The sequence below is a fragment of the Alcanivorax sp. P2S70 genome, from assembly GCF_000475295.1.
Classification (GTDB): domain Bacteria; phylum Pseudomonadota; class Gammaproteobacteria; order Pseudomonadales; family Alcanivoracaceae; genus Alcanivorax; species Alcanivorax profundi.
Map to the genome: position 1 here is coordinate 115,856 of NZ_AXBZ01000010.1, position 23,372 is coordinate 139,227.

Sequence of the window (23,372 nt, forward strand, 5' to 3'; positions counted from 1 at the left end):
GCGAGGGTGGGGATCGACTACGCCCCTCTCTCAAGGTCGGGCGTGCGGGAAAATTCATGCACCCCCTGTATCTTTCAGGACGAATTGATGGAAAGACCATCACAAGGTGGATTGCAGAGCGGGCAGGCGGTTGCCATGTTGGTGGCGCTTATTTCTGTGCCGTTTGTGATCGCTGTATTCATGCTGGTACAGCAACGATTGTTGGTGCTGAAGACCCACAGTATGGCTTCCGATGACCTGTCCCTTTTTCAGGAAGGACTGGTGGCACTCGACCCTCTCAGCGATATGCGCGATCTTGCTGCCGTGACGATACATACCCAGCACCAGGAAGTGCTCTCTCGTTACAATCTCAGTCAGGCTCGTGCGGAAAGTCGATTGCAGGCGTTCCTGCGTCATGCGAGGTCTCGGGATGTGTCGGGATTGAATGAGCAGGCAGAATTACTCGGTGATGCTTGGCAGACCCTTACCGTTAAAACGGGTATCCCTCTGGAAGACGTTGTTGGGCCGTACGATAATGTGAATCAGGTGAACGAGAGGTTGAGCAATGCGTTGTCGACTTTGCTTTTCGTCTCGGAACTGTCCAATAGTCAGGGACTTGGCCCAAATGAAATCCTGTCCCTTCCTCTCGGGTCCTTTCGGGTGGCCAGGGAAAATATTGGCCTGATTCGTGCGTTGGCATTGTATGTCAGCTTCCGGGGCGGGTATCTGGGCGATAATGATGCCCGGCGTCTGGAGAATGCCTGGCAGCAATTACGCGATCAGATCACGATTATTGACAGTGAAGTCAAGGCGTTGGTTGCTCGCACAGGTGCTGTTCGGTTGCAACAACAGTGGCATCTGATTCAGTCGCAAGTTGAGAACTATCTTGGCTGGGTTGAGGAGGCAATGATTCTCGCTCCCAGGGTGGAGCTTGAGTGGGAAGATGCTTACGACCGGGGGCATCGGACCATGCAATCGCTGTCCGGCTTGTCGGAAATGCTGCTTCAACTTGCGGACCGACTCAACCAGGCCAATCTTGATCAGCAGCTGCGTCGAAATACCCTGCAAATTGCAGCAGCCCTGCTTCTTTATGCGATGCTTCTCGGGCTTGCTCTTATGCTGTATCGCTACAATTCCAGAGCGATTCGCGCCCGAGCAGAAAATCGGGCGAAGGACCAGTTCCTCGCTCGCATGAGTCATGAAATTCGTACTCCGCTTAATGGCGTGATCGGACTGGCTGAGCTGCTCAGAGAGACAGACCCTTCCCCCCGGCAAAAGGAATATATCGGGCTGATCGACACCGCAGGCCGAACCCTGAATACGCTGCTGAACGATGTGCTGGATTACTCCAAGATTGAGGCTGGCAAGCTCGAGCTGGTTGCGGAATCCTTCGATTTGCCCTCCCTGCTGGTCGAGTGTGCCCAGATGTTCAATCTACAAGCGAGTGACAATGACACGCTTGTCTTGCTGGATGTGGATGACCGGTGTCCCTCCGTGGTGCAGGGAGATGCAATCCGGTTGCGGCAGGTGCTGATCAATTTGCTGGGTAATGCCGTAAAATTTACTCGGCGAGGCAGGGTGGTTTTGACTCTTGCCTGCCGTCAAAGTGCAACAGAGGCGCCACTGCTTACCTTTGCCGTGACTGATACGGGCATTGGCCTCAGTCAGGAAGAGCAGTCCCGGTTGTTTCAGCGTTTTTCCCAGGCCTCTCCCGATACCGCACGGCACTACGGCGGAACGGGGCTGGGGTTGTCGATCAGTCGTGAATTGGTGTCCCTGATGGGGGGGGAAATCAACGTCAAGAGTGCGCCAGGGCAGGGCTCGAGATTCAGCTTTTCAATCCAGTTACCTGTTGAGCAGGAGGCTGTGCCCCTGGCTCACTCGGCGGCACCCTCGGCGTGGTTATGGGACGTTCAGGGAAATCTGAACAGTTGGTTGGATAACGACCCTCGATTCGCAGCGGTCCAGTCTCTGGAGGGGCTGTTCAGGTCGACATCGACGATGCCTGCAGCCGTTCTGTTGATCAATGGCCTGCCTCCGGAGGCGACGCTCACTGAACAACTGACCAGAGCATCTGAGCAGTGCCCCGGGATCCAGGTGGTGTTGCTTGTGGGGATGCGTCATGAAAAACCGCGGGGCTTGCCCGCGAGTGTCACTCTGTTGCGCCGTTCGGTATTGACGACCCATGAGCTCCTGATGCTGTTCAGTGGGGTCTCGATGTCAATTCCGCCTGTTCTGACGCGTAGGCAGGTTCCTGATCACACTGCAGAATTGCGAGTGTTGGTGGCTGAAGACAATCCGGTCAATCAGATGGTGACACAGGGTTATCTTGAACGCTTGGGGGTTCGCCATATTCAGGTCTCGGCGGATGGCGCTCTGGCATTGGACGCTTACCGGGCTGCGCTAGGCGAGTTTGATCTGGTCTTAATGGATCTGGACATGCCTGTTATGGACGGGTTTCAGTGTGCCCGTCAAATTCGTGATCTGGAGCGGCAGGAAGATTGGTCCCCTTGTCTGATTCTTGCGCTCAGTGCCCATGCGGTGGCGGAGCAAGCCGGGGCGATTCGCGATGCGGGTATGTCCGGACAACTGATTAAACCGCTGTCTCTGTCGGCATTACAGCGTGCCCTGTCGGAGTTTCTGGGTATGGCCCCATAAGTTGTGATCCGCGTCCAGGAACTGACCATTACGAATCAGGGGAGGAGGACAACCAGCAAGTCCTGGATCGATTCCGGTAATGCGGGAGACAAGGCTGCTGCGCTAAACAGCAGGACCAGCATGGCGGTCAGCGGCATAGGCGGGAGCTGCCGTGTGAGCAGATGTTTGAGACTACAGCTCGTAGCCAGTAGCAGACCGCTGTAGAACAGAGCCATACCCAGTAACTGCAGACGAATGTCTGTCACCAGCAAGATGCCGCTGCCACTCAGAATCAGGGCAATGAGAGGATAAACAGGGGTAAAGATGGTGCGCTGAGTCGGGGCAGGGACGGTTTGGCTGGTCATACGGCTGGCTTCCTGACATTGACGGACTTGAGACCTTTTCTCTTCACTTGCCAGCCCTAGCAAGGGGTGTGCCGGGTTGTCTCCAAGGCTGGCCGGCACAGGGTAGTGGCCCAAAATGACAGAATTGTGACTGGGTAATACGAATAAAGAACTGCTTTGTCATACAATTTAAACCTTTTTATAGGTTAATGGTTACCACTGGTAACTATTTGTTCGTATAATTCGTTCATTCTTTCATCGTGGTTCGAGGGATCCCACATGCGTACGTTGATGGTGTTGTTGCTGGCTACTGTTGCATCCGTGTCTCAAGCCCAGCTGGCGTCAGACAGTGCCAGCCGTCTTTGTCAGGCCGCCAGTCAAGAGAGCGCCTACGGCGCACTGGTTGACGAAATGATTGAAAGTGGTGAAGTGGCGCTGACCGCGGGGGCCGAGCTGCTGTCCGTCTCCTGCGCTGAAGGTGGCACTGTACTTGGACAGATGGTCAACGGTATGCACGCCGAGAACCTTGAGTATGCGGTCATTGATATGGGCTTGAGCCTGTCTGGAACCACGGTAAGTCTGGATGGTCAAGAGTTGCCCCTTGGTGAAGCGATGGCTCGTCTTGGTCAGCGGGGAAGTGGAGAAACCCGCGAGTTTGTTAACGCGTATCTGGACGATCTGGCTGACGAAGACTTCAACCCGAATCTGCGTTTGAGCCTGAAATAATTTTCCTCGTGTTTTCTGCATTCACTTAGCCCGGCATTGCCGGGCTTTTTTATGGCCGTTGCCGGGAGCTGGCTGTTGTCGAGCTTGCCTGGCTGCGCAGGCCCGCCGAGATCACCCTGGTTTAACACCGATCTTGAACAGGCAGGGGTTGCTGGGCCGGGGTTTCTGGAGTCATGCCCCCTCAACAGTTCGAGGTCTGGCAGCTATAATTGCGTCCTTGACCTTTATTCAGGATCGCTATGTCAGATCTGCAGGATCGTATTTACGCCACGGAACATGACCAGGTAGCCCGGTTTTCGTTCGATGAAACCGTCGTAAAGGTGTTTCCCGATATGATCCGGCGGTCGGTGCCCGGCTATCCGACCATGATTGACATGATCGGGGTGCTGGCGGCGCGCTACGCTCAGGCGGGAACCTGTCTGTACGACCTTGGCAGTTCACTGGGGGCTGCGACGGCGGCCATGGCGGCATTGACCCGGGATGCCGGGGTGCCCATTGTCGCGGTGGATAATTCCCCGGCCATGATTGAGCAGGCGAGTGTGTTGTTGCGAGAGGCGGGCCTGGCCGACCGCGTCACGTTGACCGAGGCCGATGTCACATCCCTGATGTTTGAACCCTGCTCCATGGCGGTGCTCAACTTTACCCTGCAGTTTATTCCGTTGGCACAACGAGATGATTTGATTCGACGCCTGGCTGAGGCAACGGTTCCAGGCGGAATCCTGGTATTGTCCGAGAAAATCCGATTCGACGATCCGCGAGAGGACGCCCTGCAGATCGAACTGCACCATGCTTTTAAACGGAATAATGGCTATTCGGATCTGGAAATCAGCCAGAAGCGTAATGCGCTGGAAAACGTGTTAATACCGGAAACGCTTGCGGATCACCAAGCGAGACTCAAGCAGGCCGGTTATCGCGAGACCCATGTCTGGTTCCGTTGCTTTAACTTCATGTCCCTGTTGGCGGTGCGTTGATGCTTGAACAGTATCTCGATGACTGTGAAACGGCTCTGAATGGAACCTTCCCACCGTCGACATTACAGGCCTTGCTGGAGCTCACGCGTAACCGGTTGATTGACAAGCCGCATGGCGATCTGGCGCGCTGGATGGCCGCATTGCAGGCCTTGCCAGCCGGGCCCGCCCTGCACCAGCTGGGTAGTGATACCGTGCAGCTCGGGACGTCGGGTGGCCACCCTCAGGAAGCGGTTAAAGCCGCGCTGGAAGGGCTGATGCCGTGGCGCAAGGGGCCGTTCAACTTTTTCGGAGTGCAGGTGGACACCGAGTGGCGCTCTGACTGGAAATGGCAACGGGTTGCGCCCCATCTCTCGCCCCTGGCTGGACGCCGTGTACTGGATGTTGGATGTGGAAGTGGCTATCACTGCTGGCGTATGGCTGCAGAGGGAGCGTGCCAGGTGGTTGGTATCGATCCGACGATCCTGTTTCTGGTCCAGTATCTGGCAGTGAAGCGATATGCGCCTGAAATGCCGGTCTGGTTTCTTCCTCTGCGAATGGAAGAGTTGCCCGCCGAACAGAAAAATTTCGACACGGTGTTCTCCATGGGGGTGTTGTATCACCGCCGCTCACCGCTGGATCACATTCTGGAGCTCAAAGGCGCGCTTGTTGCAGGGGGCGAACTGGTGCTGGAAACGCTTGTGGTAGAGGGGGATGAGCGAACGGTGCTGATGCCCGAAGATCGTTATGCTGTGATGCGTAATGTTTTTTTTCTGCCCTCCGTAGCGATGCTGAAGCTCTGGCTGGAGCGATGCGGTTTTACTGATGTACGTTGTGTTGATGAAGCGGTGACCACAGTAGATGAGCAACATTCTACTCAGTGGATGCGTTTTCAGTCCTTACCGGATTTCCTCGACCCGCATGATTCCTCTCGCACCCTTGAAGGGTACCCTGCGCCCCGGCGAGCGGTATTACTGGCACGCAAGCCGTGATGGATTGCGGGTAGAAAGCTCCAGTAGCCGATCTACAAGAATCATTCGGTCTTGCTCTTCCATGGCCGATAGTGCAGGCATGAGGGTATCAATAAATGCCGCTGTACTGCTGCCCTGCTGCTGTTGGAGTAGCTCTTCCACGATATTGTGCTCGCCGGGATGGCCTGCCTCCCTGGCGAGGAGTGTCTGGGTTTGTGGTGACAGAAGAATGTGGTTGTGCATGCCTGGCTGGCGCAGCAGTTTGACTGCGTCGTTGATCAGGCGATTGGCAGTGATGTGTTTGTTGTCCACGGAAGTGTGAACGCCAACCCGCAGAGGCACCTCGATCTGGAATTCATCCACCTGGAGAGGCTTCTCGAACTGAGACATTAACCGTTCGGCCAGAGCGTTTGCCCCAGTGGCAGGCGTGGCAGGGAGAACGGCAAGCATGATGCTGCCAGTACTGTAACGCACCAGAATGTCTTCGCAGCGTTTATGCGTATTGAGCACGCGTCCGATATGCTGCGTAACTGTCTGGGTTCGCTCGTGGCCAATTTCGGCGGCCAGTGCTGCGACTTCCGACATTTCGATGGCGAGCAGGCTTATCGGCTGTTGATGCCGGCGGCAAAGAGAGAGGGCTTGTCGTATGGCCTGTTGACTATGACTTTGCTGGCTTTTTGTTTTTGTCGCGACAGTCATTGGCACCTTTACACCTCAGGGTAAGATGCGCTCCTTCGCTTTGTGTCGGAATGCGCCGGCGTCCTGCCGACGGGGTTTTACTCTAGTCCCTTCACTGTGGGTTGGCATGAGGTGCATACTTTATTTAACAACAATGCCGGCCTTTGTTACGCACTATGGCGTGGCAACGGCTAGGGTGTTCAAAATTCAACCGAGGTCAGGACCATGTCCATTTTCTGGATGTTCGCCACTGCCATTAGCAGTTCATTGATCACATTGATTGTGGTTGCGTTTTGGGGGCACTTCTATTTTCAGCCGCGACTGCGGAACAACCTTCAACAGGAACTCGATGAGCAAGTGGAAAACGCTGCGCAGGTGATTTCCGAGAGGGTAGAAGAGGGGGTTCGACGGGGATTGGTAGAAGGTGTACGGAATTTGCCTTCCCGTGAGGTGCTGGAGGGTGCGAGTCGGAGCCTGGCCCGTACCGGTGCGGAACTGGTCAGTGAGCGTTTGGGGCAAATTTTTGGCAGTCCCCGCAAGGACCGCAGTTAGGAAAAGTAAGGCTAAGCTGCGCGCTGTTAGCGTTTACCTGGTACGAGCCGTGCGATCAGGCAGGCGATGCCGAGGCTAAGCATGGCTAGCGACAGCGTATCCTGCTGCAATGCATGCCAACTGGTTTCCCACAGTCCTGCGGTTTTCAATACGGAGAAAAGGATCAGCAACATGCCGGTGAGGCTGAAGAACTGGTCCAGCCGGCGCGCGCGTTTAAGATCGCCGCGCAGTTGTTGTAACTCCTCGAGAATATCTTCCTGTAATAGTTGCTGGCGGGCGACCTGCTCTGCCAGCTGACCCACTTCGGCTGGAAGGCTGGCGAGCTTCTCAAGCCAAACCGGATCTTCGCGGCGTAGCAGGCCAAGCAGCTCCTTGAGACGGACATGATCGTCCAGCCAGTTACGAATTAGTGGCCAGAGGCTAAAGGTTTCGATCAGATCATTCAGGCGAGCAAGATGCTCGTCACTGGCATTGATTCTTATTGCAGATTGTTCGCTCAGGGGGTCGCGGGCAAACACCCAGTGAACCAGTGCGCCCAAGGGGGCCCGTACGCGAACGTCCACCGCCCCTTCATAATCGGTCAGCAGCTCCACACCGTCTTCATAGATCAGGACATAGAGTACCCACAGTGGCCGCTCGGCACGTACCCGCACAACCGTGCCGTGCAGGGCGGCAAGTTTGTCGCGACCGGCCTGGGTGCCAGTGAGTGCCTGATTGAGTGCACTTTCCAGTCCGCCAAGCACAACAAGCTGGGGAAAACTACCACTTTGAGGCATAAACGACGGCGCTTCCTGTCCTTTGATGGTGCATGAATGGCTTATTCGCGCCCACCTGGTTTCTAAAAATTACGTTATCTTGCTTATATTTGGTGAGTCAGCTCCCTATACTATGCACTTTAATAAATAAACAACATTGACTTTATTGACCGGGATGACCGAAAGCGGGATCTGTTTGCCTTGGCGTGCTGTGTGTACAGTACAGTGGCCCTTGGAGGGGAGTAGTTTTTAAATGCTGGAATCGTTGCTTTCGTACCCGGATTTCTGGAAGTACGTCAGTATCCCGTTTATTGCCGGTGCGGTAGGTTGGACCACCAACTGGATGGCCGTACAGATGACGTTTTATCCCCTGGAGTTTCTGGGGATACGCCCCTTTTTCGGTTGGCAGGGAATCATCCCGTCGAAAGTGGAGAAAATGGCGGGCATCGTCGTTGACAAGGCGCTGTCGAAGCTCGGCAGTCTGGATGAATTCTTCCGGGAAATGGAACCAGAGAAGATCTCTGCCCACCTCACCCGCACAATCCAGTCGCGCATCGAAGAATACACCGATGAGGTAATGACCGAGCGCAATGCCGTTTTGTGGGAAAATCTCCCATTGCTGGTGCGCAAGCGAGTCTACAGCCGAGCCCGCCGCGCGATCCCTGCGGTCATGGATAATGTCGTGGATGACATCAGCCGCAATCTGGATAGTCTGGTGGATATGAAGCACATGGTTGTCACTCAGATGAGCGAGGACAAGCAGCTTATGGTGCAGATGTTCCGCGAGGTGGGTGACCCGGAATTCCGTTTTGTGACCAATTCCGGTCTGTATTTCGGTTTCCTGTTTGGTTTGATTCAGGTCCCCGTGTTTATCCTCATGCCCAGTAACTGGGTGTTGCCGGTTTTTGGTTTCATTGTTGGTATTGCAACTAACTGGCTGGCCCTAAACCTGATTTTCCGTCCTCTCAACCCTGTCAAGGTCGGCCCTTTTCGTGTGCAGGGGCTGTTCCTGAAACGCCAGAAAGATGTAGCCGAGTCCTTTGCCCGACTGTCTACCGAAGAAGTCATTACTCTGCGCAATATCATGTATCAGGTGGTTAATGGTCCGCGAGGGGATCGCACCAAAGCCTTGATCAAGCGTCATTTGAAGCCCCTCCTCAATGGTGGCGTTGTCCGTACGGCAGCACAGCTGACCGTCGGACCGGAAGGGTATGCTGATCTGAAAAAAGCGGTTGAAGAAAAGGCAGTGGATCTCGCCGTTGAGCCGTTTGAAGACCAGGGCTTTAACCGCGAGCGCGGTGCGATCGTAGAAAAGATTATGTCTGAACGGATGCAGGCTCTGAGCTCCGGGGAATTTCAGGACTTGCTTCGCCCGGCCTTCCAGGAAGATGAGTGGATCCTGATTGTGGTCGGCGGTTTCCTCGGTGCGATGGCTGGGGTTTTCCAGCTGGTGTTTATGTTCGGGGTTTCCTAGTGTCTACGCTGCAGATTGACGTCACCACTCTGGGATGGCTTTTGTTTGCAGCCGCGGCTACATCTTCCTTGCTGACCTTGTCGATTCTGTGGTTGGTCGGGCACTTTATTCTCGGCCCGAGAATTGAGCGTAAAATTGATCGGCGCCTTGAAGAGGGCGCTGATCGTCTTGAAGAGCGTTTACGAAAACGTTTTGTTGACCTGCTTACCGGTCGTTCCCGGGAAGTGATCCGTGACCGTGCCATGGATTTGGCGCGGGGTGTGGGGCTTATTGGTGGTCGCCGGGCGGGACGGGACGACGATGATGAAGCACAAAAGTAACACAAACGGCTAAAATGTAGGCTCTTGTTTCTGTCGTGAATGATTGTCCGACAGGAATTTGCCACTCCTCAGTGTCATCCTCATATACTTCTTCCGCGTTGACGATGTTGTGTGTTGTTTTCCCGCTGCATTCGCTCGTGGAATTGCCTTCGGGAGTTAGGACCATGTCCGATAATCAGAACGATAAAGATGGGCGGAAAAGCCCGTTGAAGGCCCTTACCGGGGCATCTAGAGATATTCGCAAGTATACCCACCAGATCTGGCTGGCCGGTCTGGGTGCTTTTGCTCGTGCAGAAGAAGAGGGGAGTGGTTTTTTCGACGCTTTGGTAGAAGCAGGGCGTGAAGTGGAAAAGCAGACCAAGGACAAGACTGAGTCCCGGGTTGAAGAGATCAAGGAACGGGTTCGTCATCACACCGGCGAAACCATGGAAAAAATGGAAAAGGCCTTCGATGATCGTTTGAACAAGGCGTTGTCCCGTTTGGGCTTGCCTAACAAGCATGAAGTGGAAGAGCTGGAAAAACGGGTGCAAGAGCTCACCAGGGCACTGGATGACGCTGAGGAGAAGGCACCGGTTAAGCGTCAGTCGCGTAAAAAACAGACCGACTGAGCCCAAACAGTGTTGTAGCGCACACCGCTAACCCCTTAGTGGTGTCTTTTCACGGGTACCCCCCTCGGGTACCCGTTTTTTTTGCGGGTTTCATCGCGGATTTGAGGGAGAAGCCCGGTAGCTTGCGGTAGCAGCGCCGCGAGCGACGCTCCTGCGGGATGGTTTTTGCTGCAGCGTTAACCGAGCGCCTTCCCCCCCCTGGTGCGCCAGCGAGTGGCTCCCTTGGCTTCTCCTGTCTCTCTGGGCGCCCTGTCTTTTGCCTTGAAAACCTCGCCTATTCGTTGCCGGGGATGTTCGCCTCGCCTTGTGTGGAGGATCCACGACTATGACATGGCCCGCTTTATGCATAGGCAATGATAGGTGTCACGCATGGTAACGTTGTGCCGCCCCAATTTTGTTCACAGGATGTTGTCAATGCAAAAATTCTGCATTTGAATGTGACGATGCTGTGAAATACGCTTTAGAAATTGCACAAGTTGATGATAAATAAGGGTTTATTTGGTCTGGTTAAAAAATAGCCATGTCGTTAAAGCTAAGGAAGTTTGCCGCTTTCTTTCTGTTATGACAGGGATATCAACAGTGTTATCCACAGAACCTGTGGAAAACGGCGCGGTCGGGATTCGGCATTAGGGAGCGGCTGTGAATATCCTGTCTTTATCTGTGGAATTGTGATCGGTTTTACACAAGCTGATCGCGGTGAGTCCGTTGCGGCCGTCACTCGTTTGTCATCTATAGTCGGTTAGAAAATGCACGCTAAGTTATTGAAACTGAATTGCCTTTTGAAAGGGGTAAATTTTCGGCAATTTGGCGAAATGGCCGTTATGACTGGCCTGCGAGAGGTTTTCTGCAGCTTTTCCACATTCTTATCCACAGCTTTTGTGCATTTCTTCCAGGCCATTTCTGTCTGGACCGGAAAAATAGGATAAGTCAATGCTATTTTTCGTGGCCAAAAACTGCTCAAGATGCTGAAGCCCTTTAAATACGGGCGATGTAGAAGGTTATCCGTTTATCCTTAACAGTGTTATCCACAGCAGTCGTGGATAGTTTGCTGCCTGTGGGTAGCTCGTAGAGGATAGGGGCGGGTTAGCGTTTCGTCTGGAGACGCCTCCAAACAGAAAAAGGCGCCGCAAGGGCGCCTTTTCTGTCGCTGTGCTTCGCTGTTTTGCCTCAGAAGCGGTATTCGCCGCTGTCGATACCTTTCTGGGTTTCAGCATCAAGCTGCTGGTAGCAGTCTTCCTTGGGCAGCAGCGCGTAGACCGCGTTGTCCTGCTGACTCAGGTCGTATTTCTGCTCTTTCAGCTTGTTCTTCTGGTGCTTGAAGGTGCCTGTGGTTTCCATGGCCTGCTCGTTGATGCGCAGGAACACCGGGATGGCATAGGCGGGCAGTTCACGTTTCAGGTAGGCGCACAGGCCTTTGAAATCGAACTCGCCATGCGGACAGTTCAAGCGTACCTGTGCCATACCCGCGCGGCCATTGGTGTTGGGAATTTCCACTCCGTACACCACGGACTCCTGGATGCCGTCGAAACCATCAAGAATCTGTTCCACTTCGGTGGTAGAAACGTTCTCACCTTTCCAGCGGAAGGTGTCACCCAGGCGGTCAACGAACTGGGCGTGTCGGAAACCGATGTCACGCATCATATCGCCAGTGTTGAACCAGGCATCCCCTTTCTTGAAAACGTCGCGGAAGATGGATTTCTCGGTCTTTTCCGGGTCTGTATAGCCGTCGAAGGGAGTCTTGTCGGTAATCTCGCCGAGCATCAGGCCGGATTCACCCTTGCCGACCTTGATCATGTTGCCGTTCTTGTCACGAACCGGCTCATCGCGTTCCTTGTCGTATTTGACGATGGCGTAGCTCACCGGAGAGAAGCCCACGGTGTTATCGAAATTGAATACGTTGGTGAACGCCACGTTGCCTTCGGAAGAGGCATACAGTTCGATAACGCGCTCGATACCAAAGCGTTGTTTGAAATCCTTCCAGATACTCGGGCGCAACCCATTGCCGACAATGGTGTGAATCTGGTTGTCCCGGTCGTTGGGTTTTTCCGGCTGTTCATGCAGGTAGCGGCACAGCTCGCCCACGTAACCAAAGGCGGTGCAGTTATGACGACGGATATCGTCCCAGAAACCGCTTGCAGAGAACTTGCGGGCAATGACAAGGCTGCCTGCATGGGCAATAGCCGAGGCCCAACAAATCACCATGCCGGTGGCATGATAGAACGGCAGTGTGGTGTAAATACGGTCATCTTTGGTGAGACGCACGGCAGAGAAACCGAAGCCGCCGTAGGCCTTTTCCCAGCGGCCGTGGTTGAACACTACTGCCTTGGGCAGACCGGTTGTGCCGGAAGTGTAGATGTAGAACAGGGGGTCACGCAGGAAGGTCTGACGGCTGGATGCAGGATTCTCGCTGGAGCAATCCTTGATCTCGGTGGCCAGGTTCTTGTATCCGGCGGGTGCTTCGCCGGGGTTTTCCAGGGTGTCCTGATCCGCAAAGAAGAAGAAGTTGTCTTTCAGGTCCAGCTCACCGCGTACCTCTTCCACGGTCTCCACCAGCTCGGCGCCCACGATGGCAGCCTTGGGTTTCACCAGATTGAAAGAATGGATCAGTACCTTGCCGCGCTGGGAGGTATTGATCAGTGCGGCGCAGACGCCCAATTTGGCACAGGCCACCACGGACGCGAGCAGCTCGGGGCGGTTTTCCACGTTTACCGCGACCGTGTCGCCTTTTTTCAGGCCAATGGAGGCCAGGTAGTCGGCGATCCGGTTGGCCCAGGCGTTGAACTGTTTATAGGTCAGCTCGGTGTCCTGGTAGATAACCGCGGCGCCATTAGGGTTCTTGCTGGTGGCTTCCTCGATGGCGACACCCAGGCCCAAGGGCTTTTTGGTGTCGGTGATCTTGGCCATCTTTGAGCCTTTGATCATGGCGGGAAGATTGGAGACCAGCTCGGGAACCTTGGAGAGAATCTGGGGCAACGTAATAATGTCTGCGCTGCTCATGGGAGCTCCATTGTCTGTGTTCTAGGGAGGTCCGAAAGGCGTTTCGGGATGCATCTATACGGGCCAGAAAGCTGGCGTATGGCGCGCATCTTCTTATCCGGTAACGTCTCGGCCGGGACCTGGAATTGGCAAGCGGGCGCTTACCTTAACCGTAGCACCAGGGCAGGGCAAGCGCCGTGCCTGCCAGCTGTGCCCGGGCCTGCAGGCCCGGGACCTTTTGGCCCAAAATGCCGGATCGAGATTCAAGCATACCCGCTAGCGGGTTTCATTGGTTTTCTTGTGAACTTTCCGGGTTGCTGATGGTGACAAGAAGCTGCTGCCGCTTCACCTGATCACCGGGCTTCAGGGTAATGGGGCCTACTACACCGTCACAGTCGGCCTTCAGGCTGTGTTCCATCTTCATGGCTTCCAGTGCCACCAGTACCTGACCACGGGAGATGTTATCGCCTTCCTTAACCAGCACATCGACGATCGCGCCATCCATGGGCGCGCGAATGTGCCCGCTGCCCGCCTTGTCTACGCCCGCCACGGCGCTGTGGGTGATGTCCTGGAAACAGACGCAGTGTCCCTGGAACTGGAGCCAGAGCTGGTTGCCTTCGTGGACAAACCGGTAGGGCGCGCTGACGCCGTTTATCGTGACGCGCTGGCCTGATTCCAGTGCGAGCTGCAGGTGGGTATCCCCGAGCTGGACCGTGCTGGTCCCCTGTTGGGTTTGGACATACAGGGTATGTTCGGTATCGCCACAGCGCAGTTTCAGTGGCTGGGCCCCTACAGAGCTGGAGTGCCATGCCTGCAGGTCAGGAGAGTGGGGCTTTGCGGGGCGGGCGAGTAGCGCGGCCAATGCCCACAGGCTGGGCTGAGGTGCGTTACCGGAGAGACTGGCGTCGTTAGCAAAATCACCACCAATGAACGCGGTGGTTGCCGTGCCGTTGGCAAAAGAGGAATGGCGCAGGATGGCCGCCAGAAAAGCGCGGTTGTCACCGACGCCCATCAGTTGGGTGTCTTCAACGGCACGAATCAGCCGCCGACGTGCGTCGTCGCGGCTTTCGCCCCAGGCGATGATCTTGGCAAGCATTGGATCGTAGTGGCTGCCCACCAGGTAGCCCTCGCACAGACCGTGATCAATGCGAACACCGTCACCGCTGGCCGGGCGCCAGTGCAGGATCTTACCGGTCTGTGGCATGTAATTCTGTGCCGGGGTCTCGGCGTAAAGGCGTACCTCAATGGCATGGCCTGAAAGGGTAACCTGATCCTGCTGCAGAGGGAGCGGTTCACCCCGAGCGACACGGATTTGCCAGGCGACAAGATCCTGACCGGTGACCAGTTCGGTGACCGGGTGTTCTACCTGCAGGCGGGTGTTCATTTCCAGGAAATAGAATTCGCCATTGGGGGCGAGCAGGAATTCGACCGTGCCGGCGCCCACATAATTGCAGGCCTTGGCGGCGTTCACGGCGGCTTCGCCCATCTGGGCGCGTAGGGTCGCGTCAACGGCGGGCGAGGGGGCTTCCTCGACCACCTTCTGGTGGCGACGCTGAACGGAGCAATCACGTTCGCCCAGATGGATCACGTTACCGTGGCGGTCGCCGAAGACCTGGATTTCCACATGGCGAGGCTCCATCACGGCCCGCTCCAGAATCAGTTCGTCACTTCCGAAGGCACTCGCCGCTTCCTGACGGGCGCTTTTCAGCTGGGCGGGGATCTCGCTGGCATCGGTCACCACGCGCATGCCACGGCCGCCGCCGCCGGCACTGGCCTTGATCATCAGGGGCAGGCCAATACGCTCGGCTTCCCCGAGCAGGGTGGCATCACTCTGGTCTTCGCCTTCATAACCGGGAATACAGGGTACGCCGGCTTCGATCATGGCGATCTTGGAGAGTCGCTTGGAGCCCATCAGGTGGATAGCGGCCTCATCCGGGCCAATAAAGGTGATCCCCGCGTTCTGGCAAGCCTTCGCGAAGGCGGCGTTCTCGGAGAGGAAGCCATAGCCAGGGTGCACGGCGTCGGCGCCGGTTTGTTGGCAGGCCGCCAGCAGGGCATCCACATTCAGGTAGGACGCGCTGGCGAGGGCGGGACCAATGCAGACGGCTTCATCGGCCATCTGTACGTGTCGTGCCTGGGCATCCGGTTCGGAATACACGGCCACGGTGCGATAGCCCAACGATTGGGCCGTGGCAATCACCCGGCAGGCAATTTCGCCGCGGTTGGCAATCAGGATTTTTTCAAAGCTCATGCGTGATCCTTACCGGTCAGCCGGTTTGTGCTCGCGCCGCGTAGGTCGGAAATGGCCTGCGCGGCGTTTTGTTTGTAATGGCAGAGATGGGCTGACGCCCATTTCCGCCGTGCGGTTATTGGTTCCAGCTCGCCGGGCGCTTTTGCACGAATGCCAGGGTGCCTTCCTGGCCTTCTTCTCCGTTCACGGCGTTAGCGAAATCAACCGCCGCTTGATCGAGCAGGTTATCCATGGATTCCTGGCCGACGTTCAGAACCAGTGCCTTGGTCACCCGGTTGGCGTTGGGCGCGCAGCGACGCACTGCCTTGAGGGTGCTTTGCAGTGCGGCCTCGATGCCGTTTTCATCGTTGGCCACCTCATGGACAATACCTAGCCGCAAGGCCTCGTTGCCCTGGAAACGAATGCCTGTGAGGGCGAGGCGACGGGCCTGGGTGAGGCCAATGCGTTCCACCACAAAGGGGGCGATTTGCGCAGGGATGACCCCCAGGCCGGTTTCTGGCAGGCCAAAAGTGGCATCACAATGGGCGATGGCCACATCGGAAATGCAGGCAAGACCAAAGCCGCCGCCCAATACCGCACCTTCGAGTACGGTAATCACCACCTGGGGTTGCTGGTTGGCCGCGGTGATCATTTCGCCAAAGCGCCGGTTCAGGGACACATAAGCATCGCTGTCACCGGTGGCGGCTTTCTGTCTGGCCCCTGCCATGTCCTTGATGTCACCGCCGGCACAGAAATGCCCGCCGGCGCCACGCAGCACGATCGCGCGAACCGCCGTGTCGTTTTGGACAGCGGCAAACACCGCCATCAGCTCGTTGACCATGGTCAGGCTCATGGCGTTGCGGCTTTCCGGCCGGTTGAGGGTGATATGTAACACCGGGCCGTCCTGGTTCAGGTTCAGCGTTTCGGTTGTGGGTAAAGTCATAAATTCTCTCTACAGAGCCGCTGCAGGAACGCCACTTGGGGCGCGAAAGTTGAGGAGCAAGCCTCAAGCTACAAGCTTCAACACGCACGAAGCTTTGGTTGTGTTGACCCACCTTGCCCGCGCTTCATGCTTTGAGCGCGGGCGGAGTGTTCAAATTCATAGAGGTCTAACCCGCGCCTTGCAGCTTGAAGCTTTGTAGCTTGGTGCCTTTATTTCTTCTTGCCCGGCAAGATATCCATGGTCTTGCAGATAATCCCGAGCATGACTTCGTCGGCGCCGCCACCAATAGAGGCCAGGCGGCCATCGCGATACAGCTGGCTGGCCGGGTTATCCATCATGAAGCCGTTGCCGCCCCAGTACTGCAGGCAGCTGTCGGCCACCTCACGGGTCAGACGACCGACTTTCAGTTTGGCCATGGAGGCCAGTTGCAGGACATCCTTGCCATTGATGTACATCTCGCAGGCGCTGTAGGTGAGCGCGCGCAGGGCTTCCACCTCGGTTTGCAATTCTGCGAGGCGGAAATGCACGCTCTGGTTGTCGATCAGCGGCATACCAAAAATGTCCCGTTCCCGCGCGTATTGGATGGTCTCATCGATGACATGCTGTAACCCTTGCAGGCCATTGGCGGCAGCAAACAGGCGTTCTTCCTGGAACTGCATCATTTGCATCATGAAGCCCATGCCTTCCTGGCCGATGAGATTGCGTTGCGGAACGCGCACATTGTCGAAGAAGACCTGGGCGGTTTCGGAGGAGCGCATGCCGAGCTTGTCCAGAGGCTTGTCCACGGTAATGCCGGCGGCATCCTTGGGCACCACGATCAGGGATTTGTTTGCGTGAGGCTTGCCGTCGGAGGTGCAGGCCAACAGGCAGAAGAAATCAGCGCTGGGTGAATTGGTGATCCACATCTTGGTGCCGTTGATCACATAATCGTCCCCGTCTTTTTTGGCGGTGGTGCGGGTGTTGGCCACATCTGAGCCGGCATGGGGTTCAGAGACGGCAATGGCGGCGACCATGTCACCGGCAATGGCCGGGGCGAGGTAATCACGGCGTAATTCATCGCTGCCAAAACGGGCCAGGGCCGGGGTAGCCATATCGGTCTGTACACCAACGGCCAGGGGGACGCCACCGCAATGCACGCGACCCATTTCTTCGCTCATCACCAGGCCGTAGGAATAATCCAGACCCATGCCGCCAAACTCGGTGGGCTTGGTGACACCCAGCAGCCCCAGGTCGCCCATTTTCTTGAATACTTCGTGGATCGGAAAACGGCCCGCCGCTTCCCATTCTTTCACGTGGGGATTGAGTTCCTTGTCCACAAAGTTACGGACGGTACGGCGAAGTTCTTCGTGTTCTTGAGTGAAAATCATTGGAAGCGTCCTGTTGTTTGGCTCGGTTTGCCGAGCGCTTCTTGATCTGTCGTTGTTTATGAATTTAGTGGTTGAGTGAACAGTTAAGAGTTAACAGTGAACAGCGAAGTCAAAACCTGTAAGAGCCTGTGAGCCAGGGTTTTCGCTGTTAACTGTTCACTATTCACTGTTAACTGCCTCTAAAGTCTTGCCACCCCAAAGGCGTTCGGGTGTAGCTGTCTTTGTTCTGCGTCTTCGCAGATGTCCAGTGCATAGGCCACCACCTTGCGGGTGTCGCGGGGGTCGATAATGCCGTCGTCCCACAGGTGGGCGGTGCCGTAAAGGGCAGTGGACTGGCTATCGAGTTTTTGCGCGGTGGTCTGCTGCAGCATATCGAGCACTTTTTCATCCGGTTCCAGACCCGCCGCCCGTTGTTTGGCTTCGGCGACGATGCGCAACACGGTACCGGCCTGCTGGCCACCCATGACGGCGACTTTGGAATTGGGCCAGGCAAAGATGAAGCGCGGATCCAGCCCCCGGCCACACATGGCATAGTTGCCGGCGCCATAGGAGCCACCAATCACCACGGAGATTTTCGGTACCCGGGCATTGGCCACCGCCTGGAGCATCTTGGAACCGTGCTTGATCACGCCATTCTGCTCGGCATCGGTGCCGACCATGAAACCGGTGGTGTTGTGAAGAAACAGTAGTGGCCGGCGAGTCTGGTCGCACAGCTGAATAAACTGTGCTGCCTTGGCGGCACCTCGGGGAGTAATGGGGCCGTTGTTGCCAATAATCCCGACGGGTTTACCCTCGATGGTGGCCCAGCCGCACACTGTGGCACTGTCCCATTCGTTCTTGAAATCCAGGAACTCAGAGGCGTCGACCACGCGGGCAATCACTTCGCGCACGTCGTAGGGTTTCTTGCTGTCGTCAGGGATCACGCCGAGCAGTTCTTCCGGATCGTAAGCCGGTGGCTGGTGGTCCGGTGCTTTCTGCGCGGCGCGTTGCCAGCCCAGCAGGCGAATCAGATCGCGGGCCTGGCGAATGCCGTCGGCATCATTCTCTGCCAGGTATTCGGCGGTGCCGGCGGTTCCGCTGTGCATTTCGGCTCCACCGAGTTCTTCATCCGTGGCGATTTCCCCGGTGGCGGCTTTCAGTAGCGGCGGCCCGGCCAGAAACATCTTGGCACGGTTGCGTACCACGACCACATAATCGGACAGGCCCGGCTGATAGGCGCCGCCAGCGGTGGCGTTGCCGTGCACGACGGTAATTTGCGGGACGCCAGCGGCAGACAGCCGCGCCTGATTGGCGAAGGTGCGGGCGCCTTCTACAAACACATCCGCGGCGTAATTCAGGTTGGCACCACCGGATTCCACCAGACTGACGACGGGCAGTTTGTTTTCCAGTGCGATGCGTTGCAGGCGAAGGGTCTTGTGCAGCCCGGAGGGTGTGACCGTGCCGCCCTTGATGGCCGAATTCGAGGCGGTGACCAGACAGCGTACCCCGGACACGTAGCCGATACCGGCGATAACCCCGCCACCGGCTTCGGTGCCGTCCTTGTCATCATGCATCTTGTAGCCGGCCAGGTTCATCAGGCTCAGGAACGGTGAGCCGGCATCCAGCAGGCGGGAGACCCGTTCGATAGGCAGCAGCTGGCCGCGCTTGTCGAACTTCGGGCGCTTGCTTTCCGCGGTGTCCACCACCTTTTGTTCGATGGCACGGAATTCCTCGATGGCGGCCAGCAGAGCGTCGCGGTTCTGCTGGTATTCCTCGCTTTGGGTGTCCAGTGTGGAGTCGATGACAGCCATTAGAGATCCTTGAATACGTCGGGCGTGGTGGCGCGGTGGAAGCCGTCGAACGGCGCACTGTTGTCGTGATCGGGCAACGGGAAGACCGCCACATTGCCCTGGCTGGCGGCACCGTCGATGCGCAGGGTGTCGCCGCTGATAAAGGCTGCGGCATCACTGAGCAGGAAGCAGATTGCCCCGGAAATTTCGGCCTCGTTGCCCATGCGCTTGAGTGGCACCGCGGCCTTGAGGGTTTTTAGTGTCTGCTTGAAGCCCTCGGGGTAAGTGTCCATGCCACTGGACATGATCCAGCCGGGAGCAACCGCGTTGACGCGCACCCCGCAGCTTCCCCATTCGTAGGCAGCTGTCTGGGTGAAGTTCACCATGCCGGCACGGGCTGCGCCGGAATGTCCCATCCCCGGCATGCCTGCCCACATGTCCGCGACAATGTTGACGATGGCCCCGCCGCTGCGGTTCATGCCCTGGGTGAAAACTTCCCGGGCCATCAGGAAGCCCCCGGTCAGGTTGGTGCGCACTACGGTTTCCCAGCCTTTCTGGCTGATCAGGGCCAGCGGGGAGGGGAACTGGCCGCCGGCATTGTTGACCAGACCATGAACGGTCTCTACGGCGTTGTAGACTGCCGCTACGGTGGCTTTGACGGCCTCCTCGTCGCGGATGTCACAGGTAAAGCCCAGTGCCTGGCCACCGTCTTCGTTGATTTCGGCGATCACGCTGTCCAGTTTTTCCTGTTTGCGGCCGATCAGCACCACACGTGCTCCCAATGAGGCCAGCTCATGGGCGGTGCAACGGCCAATGCCGGAGCCGCCGCCGGTCACGATGATGTTTTTGCCGGCAAACAGATCAGGTTTGAAGACGGAACGGTATGACATGGAATTCCCTTATCTATTGGTTGAAAGCGTCGGACGTCTGATGTCAGGCGCTAAAATCAAAATCATGCCCCCACTTCGTCAGCGATGTCCTGGCTGACAAGGATCGGCATATCCAGCAGTTGCTGGGCAAACGCTTTCCCCTGGGGATCGATGCGCAGGGATGCCATGCCGCCGCCGCCCAGAGCGTTACGCAGCAGGAAATTGAAGGCGTTCATGCCGGGCATGGCCCAGCGTTCCACGCTGCCGGTCTCTGCGTCGAGGACATGCTGCATATAATGCGCAACGGCTTGTTCAGTGAGGGCGGCATCAATAAAGGGCAGGTAGTCAGGGTGCCGGGCGATGACGCCGATATTGGCATGGTTGCCCTTGTCGCCGCTGCGTGCCCAGGCCAGCTTGATCAGCGGAACGGTGGTCAAGTCTGCGGACGTTTGCGTTGCGCCGGCCGGGTCGGCGGGTAGCCGGGCAGGGTCCAGCGGCACACCTGCAGGAATGTCTACGGGGTGCGTTTCGCCGCCAAGATCCACGCTTACCGGCACCTGCTGTTTGTTGACCAGGGTGGAAAACAGCCGGATGCGCGGCACCGGTTTCGGACGACCCCCCACCAGGCCGGAGAGCCCCGGGGCCATCCCGGTGGCGGCCTGGGCGATTTCCCGGGCGAACAGCCCCAGGGCCTTCTTGTCGTCGTGCAGGGCGGCGATCTTGACCACTACCTCTCGGGTGTCGCCGCGCTGTCCCTGGGCGCCGTAGGTGGCCTCGCTGCCGAGAATCTCCACACTGGTTTCCCGGAAGGGAGGCATACCCAATTGCTGATAAAGACCGGAAACCTTGCGCAGGATCGCATCCGCAACCACCTGGCCTTTTTCCGGGGCACCCATGCCGCCCATCAGGAAAGAGGCGGTAATCCGGTGCCCGTCCGGGTAGGTGGCGGACACCTTGTAACTGTCGGTTGGCGGCAAGCCGCGCGCGCCGCTGACGCGTACCCGGTTGTCGCCCTCCTGACTCAGTGTCACTTGGGTAAAATCACACACCACATCCGGGAGGATGTAGGCTCGCGGATCACCGATTTCATAGACGATCTGTTCGCCCACGGTGGCCGGGGTGATCAGTCCGCCGGTGTTGTCGGGTTTGCTGATGATAAAGTCACCGTCGGCAAAGCATTCAGCGATCGGGAATCCCATGTTGTGAAAATCGGGGACCTCCTGCCAATCGGTGAAGTTACCGCCGGTACACTGGGCGCCGCATTCAATCACGTGGCCGGCCAGTGAGCCCTGGGCAAGTTTGTCGTAGTCGTCGTTGGCCCAGTGGAACTCATGCATTAGTGGGCCCAGCACCAGGGCAGAGTCTGCGATGCGCCCGGTCAGTACGATGTCGACACCGGCATCCAGCGCGGCCTTGATGGGCAGGGCGCCGAGATAGGCATTCATGGTCAGGGTCATGGGGGGCAGGGGCGTGCCGTTGTCCAGCTCGCGGGCTTCGGCAAAATCGGCGCGGCGAGGGTTGAGGTCGTCGCCCTCCACCAAGGCAATTTTCAGGTCCACCCCCGCTGCCGCGAAGGCTTTTTCCAGCGCGGCCCGGCAGGCGCGGGGATTGACGCCGCCGGCGTTGCTGATGACCTTGATCCCTTTGCGGCGAATGTCTTTCGCCAGTGGTGCCATGACCTGGGTAACAAAGTCATGGGCGTAACCGGCTTCCGGGTCTTTCAGACGTGCACCAGCCATGATCGACAGGGTCACCTCGGCAAGATAGTCGAATACCAGGTAATCGATCTCGGCCTGCTTCACCAGCTGGAAAGCGGCGCTGTTGGTGTCGCCCCAGAAAGCGGCGGCGCAGCCGATGCGAATCGAATCGGTCATGTTGGCTCCATTTGCCTGTTTGAGCATGGTTCCGTAAGCTACCAAGCAAGCGCTTGGTCTGTAAAGGTGTGGGGCTGAAATTTGTGAGTCCGGTCCCCGGCTTCGCCTTGCTGCCAGCTGCCTGTAACCGGGATAATGCCGCCAGACAAAAAGAGGACAACAATGGCTGAGTCACTGGCAATTAATGGAATCGATGATTCCCCGCGCGGCCGGCTGCTGAGCGCGGCGGCCCATCTGTTTCGCGACAAGGGGTTCGATCGCACCACGGTACGTGACATTGCGGCATCCGTGGGGATTCAGAGCGGTTCCATTTTTCATCACTTCAAGACCAAGGAAGACATCCTCTATGCGGTGATGGAAGAGGTGATCCACTTCAATACGGCTCGCCTGCGTGATGCGGTGGCCGCAGAATCATCGGCGCAAGGCCAGCTGCGCGCACTGATTCGCGCCGAACTGCAGTCCATTGTGGGCGACACGGCCGAGGCCATGACGGTGATGGTGACGGAATGGCGCTGCCTGAGTGAAGAGAAGCAGCACAAGGCGCTGGAGCTGCGAAGCATTTATGAACAGCTGTGGCTGGATGCGTTGCAGGCGCTTCATGAGCAGGGGGCGTTCAAGACCGATCCTTTCATTATGCGCCGTTTGCTCACGGGTATGACGGGGTGGGCTCCCAACTGGTTTGACCGCGACGGCTCTCTGACCCTGGATAATCTGGCCGATATCATGCTTGCCCGCGTCGTTGGGGAAAATCCATGATCGGCAACGCCATTGCCTGGGGGCAAACGGGCTACAGCATCATCGAGGAAGGGGAGCTCAATCGTCAGACCTGGGCGCTGGATGTGCATCATTACCTTGTTGCGCGGCCCAATGGGCAGAACCTGCCAGGGCGCTTCACCCTGGAAGAGGCAAAGCGCAAGATTGAGGCGCTGGAGGCGGCAGGCGACTGATTTTGCGGTGGTTTTCTGGCCGTTTTGCCCAAGAATTGCCCGTTTAGCGCATTTTGTAGGCAAACGAACATTTTTCTGCAAAAAGCCGTTGACACCCCCGGCCCAATCCCTAAAATGGCGCCCACTTCGCAGCGACGCGAACATGGGTGATTAGCTCAGCTGGGAGAGCATCTGCCTTACAAGCAGAGGGTCGGCGGTTCGATCCCGTCATCACCCACCAAAATTTGAAAGAATTCCGAAAGGAATGTGGAGCGGTAGTTCAGTTGGTTAGAATACCGGCCTGTCACGCCGGGGGTCGCGGGTTCGAGTCCCGTCCGCTCCGCCACTATTCGCAGAAAAGGCCCTCAGAAATGAGGGCCTTTTCTGTTTCAGGCTTTACTGCCCACGTCATCCCCGCGCCTCCTGT

General features: G+C 57.1%; 20 protein-coding genes and 2 tRNA genes. 12 read left to right on the forward strand and 10 right to left on the reverse strand.

Annotated features, from left to right (window positions below; genetic code table 11):
* Positions 1 to 87 precede the first annotated feature (87 nt).
* Positions 88 to 2,637: a hybrid sensor histidine kinase/response regulator gene (locus Q672_RS21645; protein WP_235047186.1), complete on the forward strand. Its 2,550-nt coding sequence runs from the start codon at positions 88 to 90 to the stop codon at positions 2,635 to 2,637.
* Between the two features lie 35 nt (positions 2,638 to 2,672).
* Here the strand turns inward: Q672_RS21645 and Q672_RS21650 are convergent, their stop codons facing one another.
* Positions 2,673 to 2,981 carry a hypothetical protein gene (locus Q672_RS21650; protein WP_022984521.1) on the reverse strand — a complete coding sequence of 103 codons (309 nt, stop codon included), beginning with the start codon at positions 2,979 to 2,981 and terminating at the stop codon, positions 2,673 to 2,675.
* Positions 2,982 to 3,239: 258 nt separating this feature from the next.
* Between Q672_RS21650 and Q672_RS21655 the strand changes: the two genes are divergently transcribed.
* From Q672_RS21655 to cmoB, 3 genes are all read left to right on the forward strand, one after another.
* The gene (locus tag Q672_RS21655) at positions 3,240 to 3,686 is read left to right on the forward strand and encodes a hypothetical protein (protein ID WP_022984522.1); all 447 of its coding nucleotides are present in this window, start codon (positions 3,240 to 3,242) and stop codon (positions 3,684 to 3,686) included.
* A 239-nt stretch (positions 3,687 to 3,925) separates the two neighbouring features.
* Positions 3,926 to 4,657, forward strand: coding sequence for a carboxy-S-adenosyl-L-methionine synthase CmoA (gene cmoA, locus Q672_RS21660; RefSeq protein ID WP_022984523.1), 732 nt, complete (start codon positions 3,926 to 3,928; stop codon positions 4,655 to 4,657).
* Positions 4,657 to 5,625 carry a tRNA 5-methoxyuridine(34)/uridine 5-oxyacetic acid(34) synthase CmoB gene (gene cmoB, locus Q672_RS21665; protein WP_022984524.1) on the forward strand — a complete coding sequence of 323 codons (969 nt, stop codon included), beginning with the start codon at positions 4,657 to 4,659 and terminating at the stop codon, positions 5,623 to 5,625. Before cmoA ends, cmoB begins: the two co-directional genes overlap by 1 nt.
* Here the strand turns inward: cmoB and Q672_RS21670 are convergent.
* Positions 5,605 to 6,303, reverse strand: coding sequence for a diguanylate cyclase domain-containing protein (locus Q672_RS21670; protein ID WP_022984525.1), 699 nt, complete (start codon positions 6,301 to 6,303; stop codon positions 5,605 to 5,607). The two genes, cmoB and Q672_RS21670, sit on opposite strands and share 21 nt — an antisense overlap.
* A gap of 204 nt (positions 6,304 to 6,507) precedes the next feature.
* Between Q672_RS21670 and Q672_RS21675 the strand changes: the two genes are divergently transcribed.
* Entirely contained in the window at positions 6,508 to 6,834 is a 327-nt protein-coding gene (locus tag Q672_RS21675) for a hypothetical protein (protein WP_022984526.1), read from the forward strand.
* Positions 6,835 to 6,860: 26 nt separating this feature from the next.
* Here the strand turns inward: Q672_RS21675 and Q672_RS21680 are convergent, their stop codons facing one another.
* Positions 6,861 to 7,610 carry an SCP2 sterol-binding domain-containing protein gene (locus tag Q672_RS21680; protein WP_022984527.1) on the reverse strand — a complete coding sequence of 250 codons (750 nt, stop codon included), beginning with the start codon at positions 7,608 to 7,610 and terminating at the stop codon, positions 6,861 to 6,863.
* 232 nt (positions 7,611 to 7,842) lie between these two features.
* On the opposite strand from Q672_RS21680, the gene Q672_RS21685 reads away from it, so the two are divergent.
* From Q672_RS21685 to Q672_RS21695, 3 genes are all read left to right on the forward strand, one after another.
* Positions 7,843 to 9,063 (forward strand): DUF445 domain-containing protein, encoded by a 1,221-nt coding sequence (locus Q672_RS21685; protein WP_022984528.1) that lies wholly within the window; start codon positions 7,843 to 7,845, stop codon positions 9,061 to 9,063.
* The gene (locus Q672_RS21690) at positions 9,063 to 9,383 is read left to right on the forward strand and encodes a hypothetical protein (protein WP_022984529.1); all 321 of its coding nucleotides are present in this window, start codon (positions 9,063 to 9,065) and stop codon (positions 9,381 to 9,383) included. Before Q672_RS21685 ends, Q672_RS21690 begins: the two co-directional genes overlap by 1 nt.
* A 164-nt stretch (positions 9,384 to 9,547) precedes the next feature.
* Positions 9,548 to 9,991 (forward strand): phasin family protein, encoded by a 444-nt coding sequence (locus Q672_RS21695; protein WP_022984530.1) that lies wholly within the window; start codon positions 9,548 to 9,550, stop codon positions 9,989 to 9,991.
* 1,167 nt (positions 9,992 to 11,158) lie between these two features.
* Here Q672_RS21695 and Q672_RS21700 read toward each other — a convergent pair.
* The 7 genes from Q672_RS21700 to Q672_RS21730 form a co-directional block, all read right to left on the reverse strand.
* Positions 11,159 to 12,988, reverse strand: a complete 1,830-nt coding sequence (locus Q672_RS21700) for a long-chain-acyl-CoA synthetase (RefSeq protein ID WP_022984531.1) — start codon at positions 12,986 to 12,988, stop codon at positions 11,159 to 11,161.
* Between the two features lie 265 nt (positions 12,989 to 13,253).
* Positions 13,254 to 15,218 carry an acetyl/propionyl/methylcrotonyl-CoA carboxylase subunit alpha gene (locus Q672_RS21705; protein ID WP_022984533.1) on the reverse strand — a complete coding sequence of 655 codons (1,965 nt, stop codon included), beginning with the start codon at positions 15,216 to 15,218 and terminating at the stop codon, positions 13,254 to 13,256.
* A 115-nt stretch (positions 15,219 to 15,333) separates the two neighbouring features.
* Entirely contained in the window at positions 15,334 to 16,140 is an 807-nt protein-coding gene (locus Q672_RS21710; RefSeq protein WP_022984534.1) for an enoyl-CoA hydratase/isomerase family protein, read from the reverse strand.
* A 209-nt stretch (positions 16,141 to 16,349) separates the two neighbouring features.
* Positions 16,350 to 17,507 (reverse strand): acyl-CoA dehydrogenase family protein, encoded by a 1,158-nt coding sequence (locus Q672_RS21715; RefSeq protein ID WP_022984535.1) that lies wholly within the window; start codon positions 17,505 to 17,507, stop codon positions 16,350 to 16,352.
* 179 nt (positions 17,508 to 17,686) lie between these two features.
* Positions 17,687 to 19,297 carry an acyl-CoA carboxylase subunit beta gene (locus Q672_RS21720; protein ID WP_022984536.1) on the reverse strand — a complete coding sequence of 537 codons (1,611 nt, stop codon included), beginning with the start codon at positions 19,295 to 19,297 and terminating at the stop codon, positions 17,687 to 17,689.
* Positions 19,297 to 20,166 (reverse strand): SDR family oxidoreductase, encoded by an 870-nt coding sequence (locus tag Q672_RS21725; RefSeq protein WP_022984537.1) that lies wholly within the window; start codon positions 20,164 to 20,166, stop codon positions 19,297 to 19,299. The genes Q672_RS21720 and Q672_RS21725 overlap by 1 nt, the downstream gene beginning before the upstream one ends.
* A gap of 62 nt (positions 20,167 to 20,228) precedes the next feature.
* Complete coding sequence (locus tag Q672_RS21730; protein WP_022984538.1) at positions 20,229 to 22,019, reverse strand: acyclic terpene utilization AtuA family protein; 1,791 nt, start codon at positions 22,017 to 22,019, stop codon at positions 20,229 to 20,231.
* Between the two features lie 162 nt (positions 22,020 to 22,181).
* Here Q672_RS21730 and Q672_RS21735 point away from each other — a divergent pair, with 162 nt between their 5' ends.
* The 4 genes from Q672_RS21735 to Q672_RS21750 all read left to right on the forward strand — a co-directional run bounded on the left by Q672_RS21735 (position 22,182) and on the right by Q672_RS21750 (position 23,291).
* Positions 22,182 to 22,775: a TetR/AcrR family transcriptional regulator gene (locus Q672_RS21735; protein ID WP_022984539.1), complete on the forward strand. Its 594-nt coding sequence runs from the start codon at positions 22,182 to 22,184 to the stop codon at positions 22,773 to 22,775.
* Positions 22,772 to 22,966, forward strand: coding sequence for a hypothetical protein (locus Q672_RS21740; protein WP_022984540.1), 195 nt, complete (start codon positions 22,772 to 22,774; stop codon positions 22,964 to 22,966). Before Q672_RS21735 ends, Q672_RS21740 begins: the two co-directional genes overlap by 4 nt.
* Positions 22,967 to 23,110: 144 nt before the next feature.
* Positions 23,111 to 23,186: transfer RNA gene (locus Q672_RS21745), tRNA-Val, on the forward strand.
* Between the two features lie 28 nt (positions 23,187 to 23,214).
* Positions 23,215 to 23,291, forward strand: a tRNA-Asp gene (locus tag Q672_RS21750).
* The last annotated feature ends 81 nt before the right edge of the window (positions 23,292 to 23,372 follow it).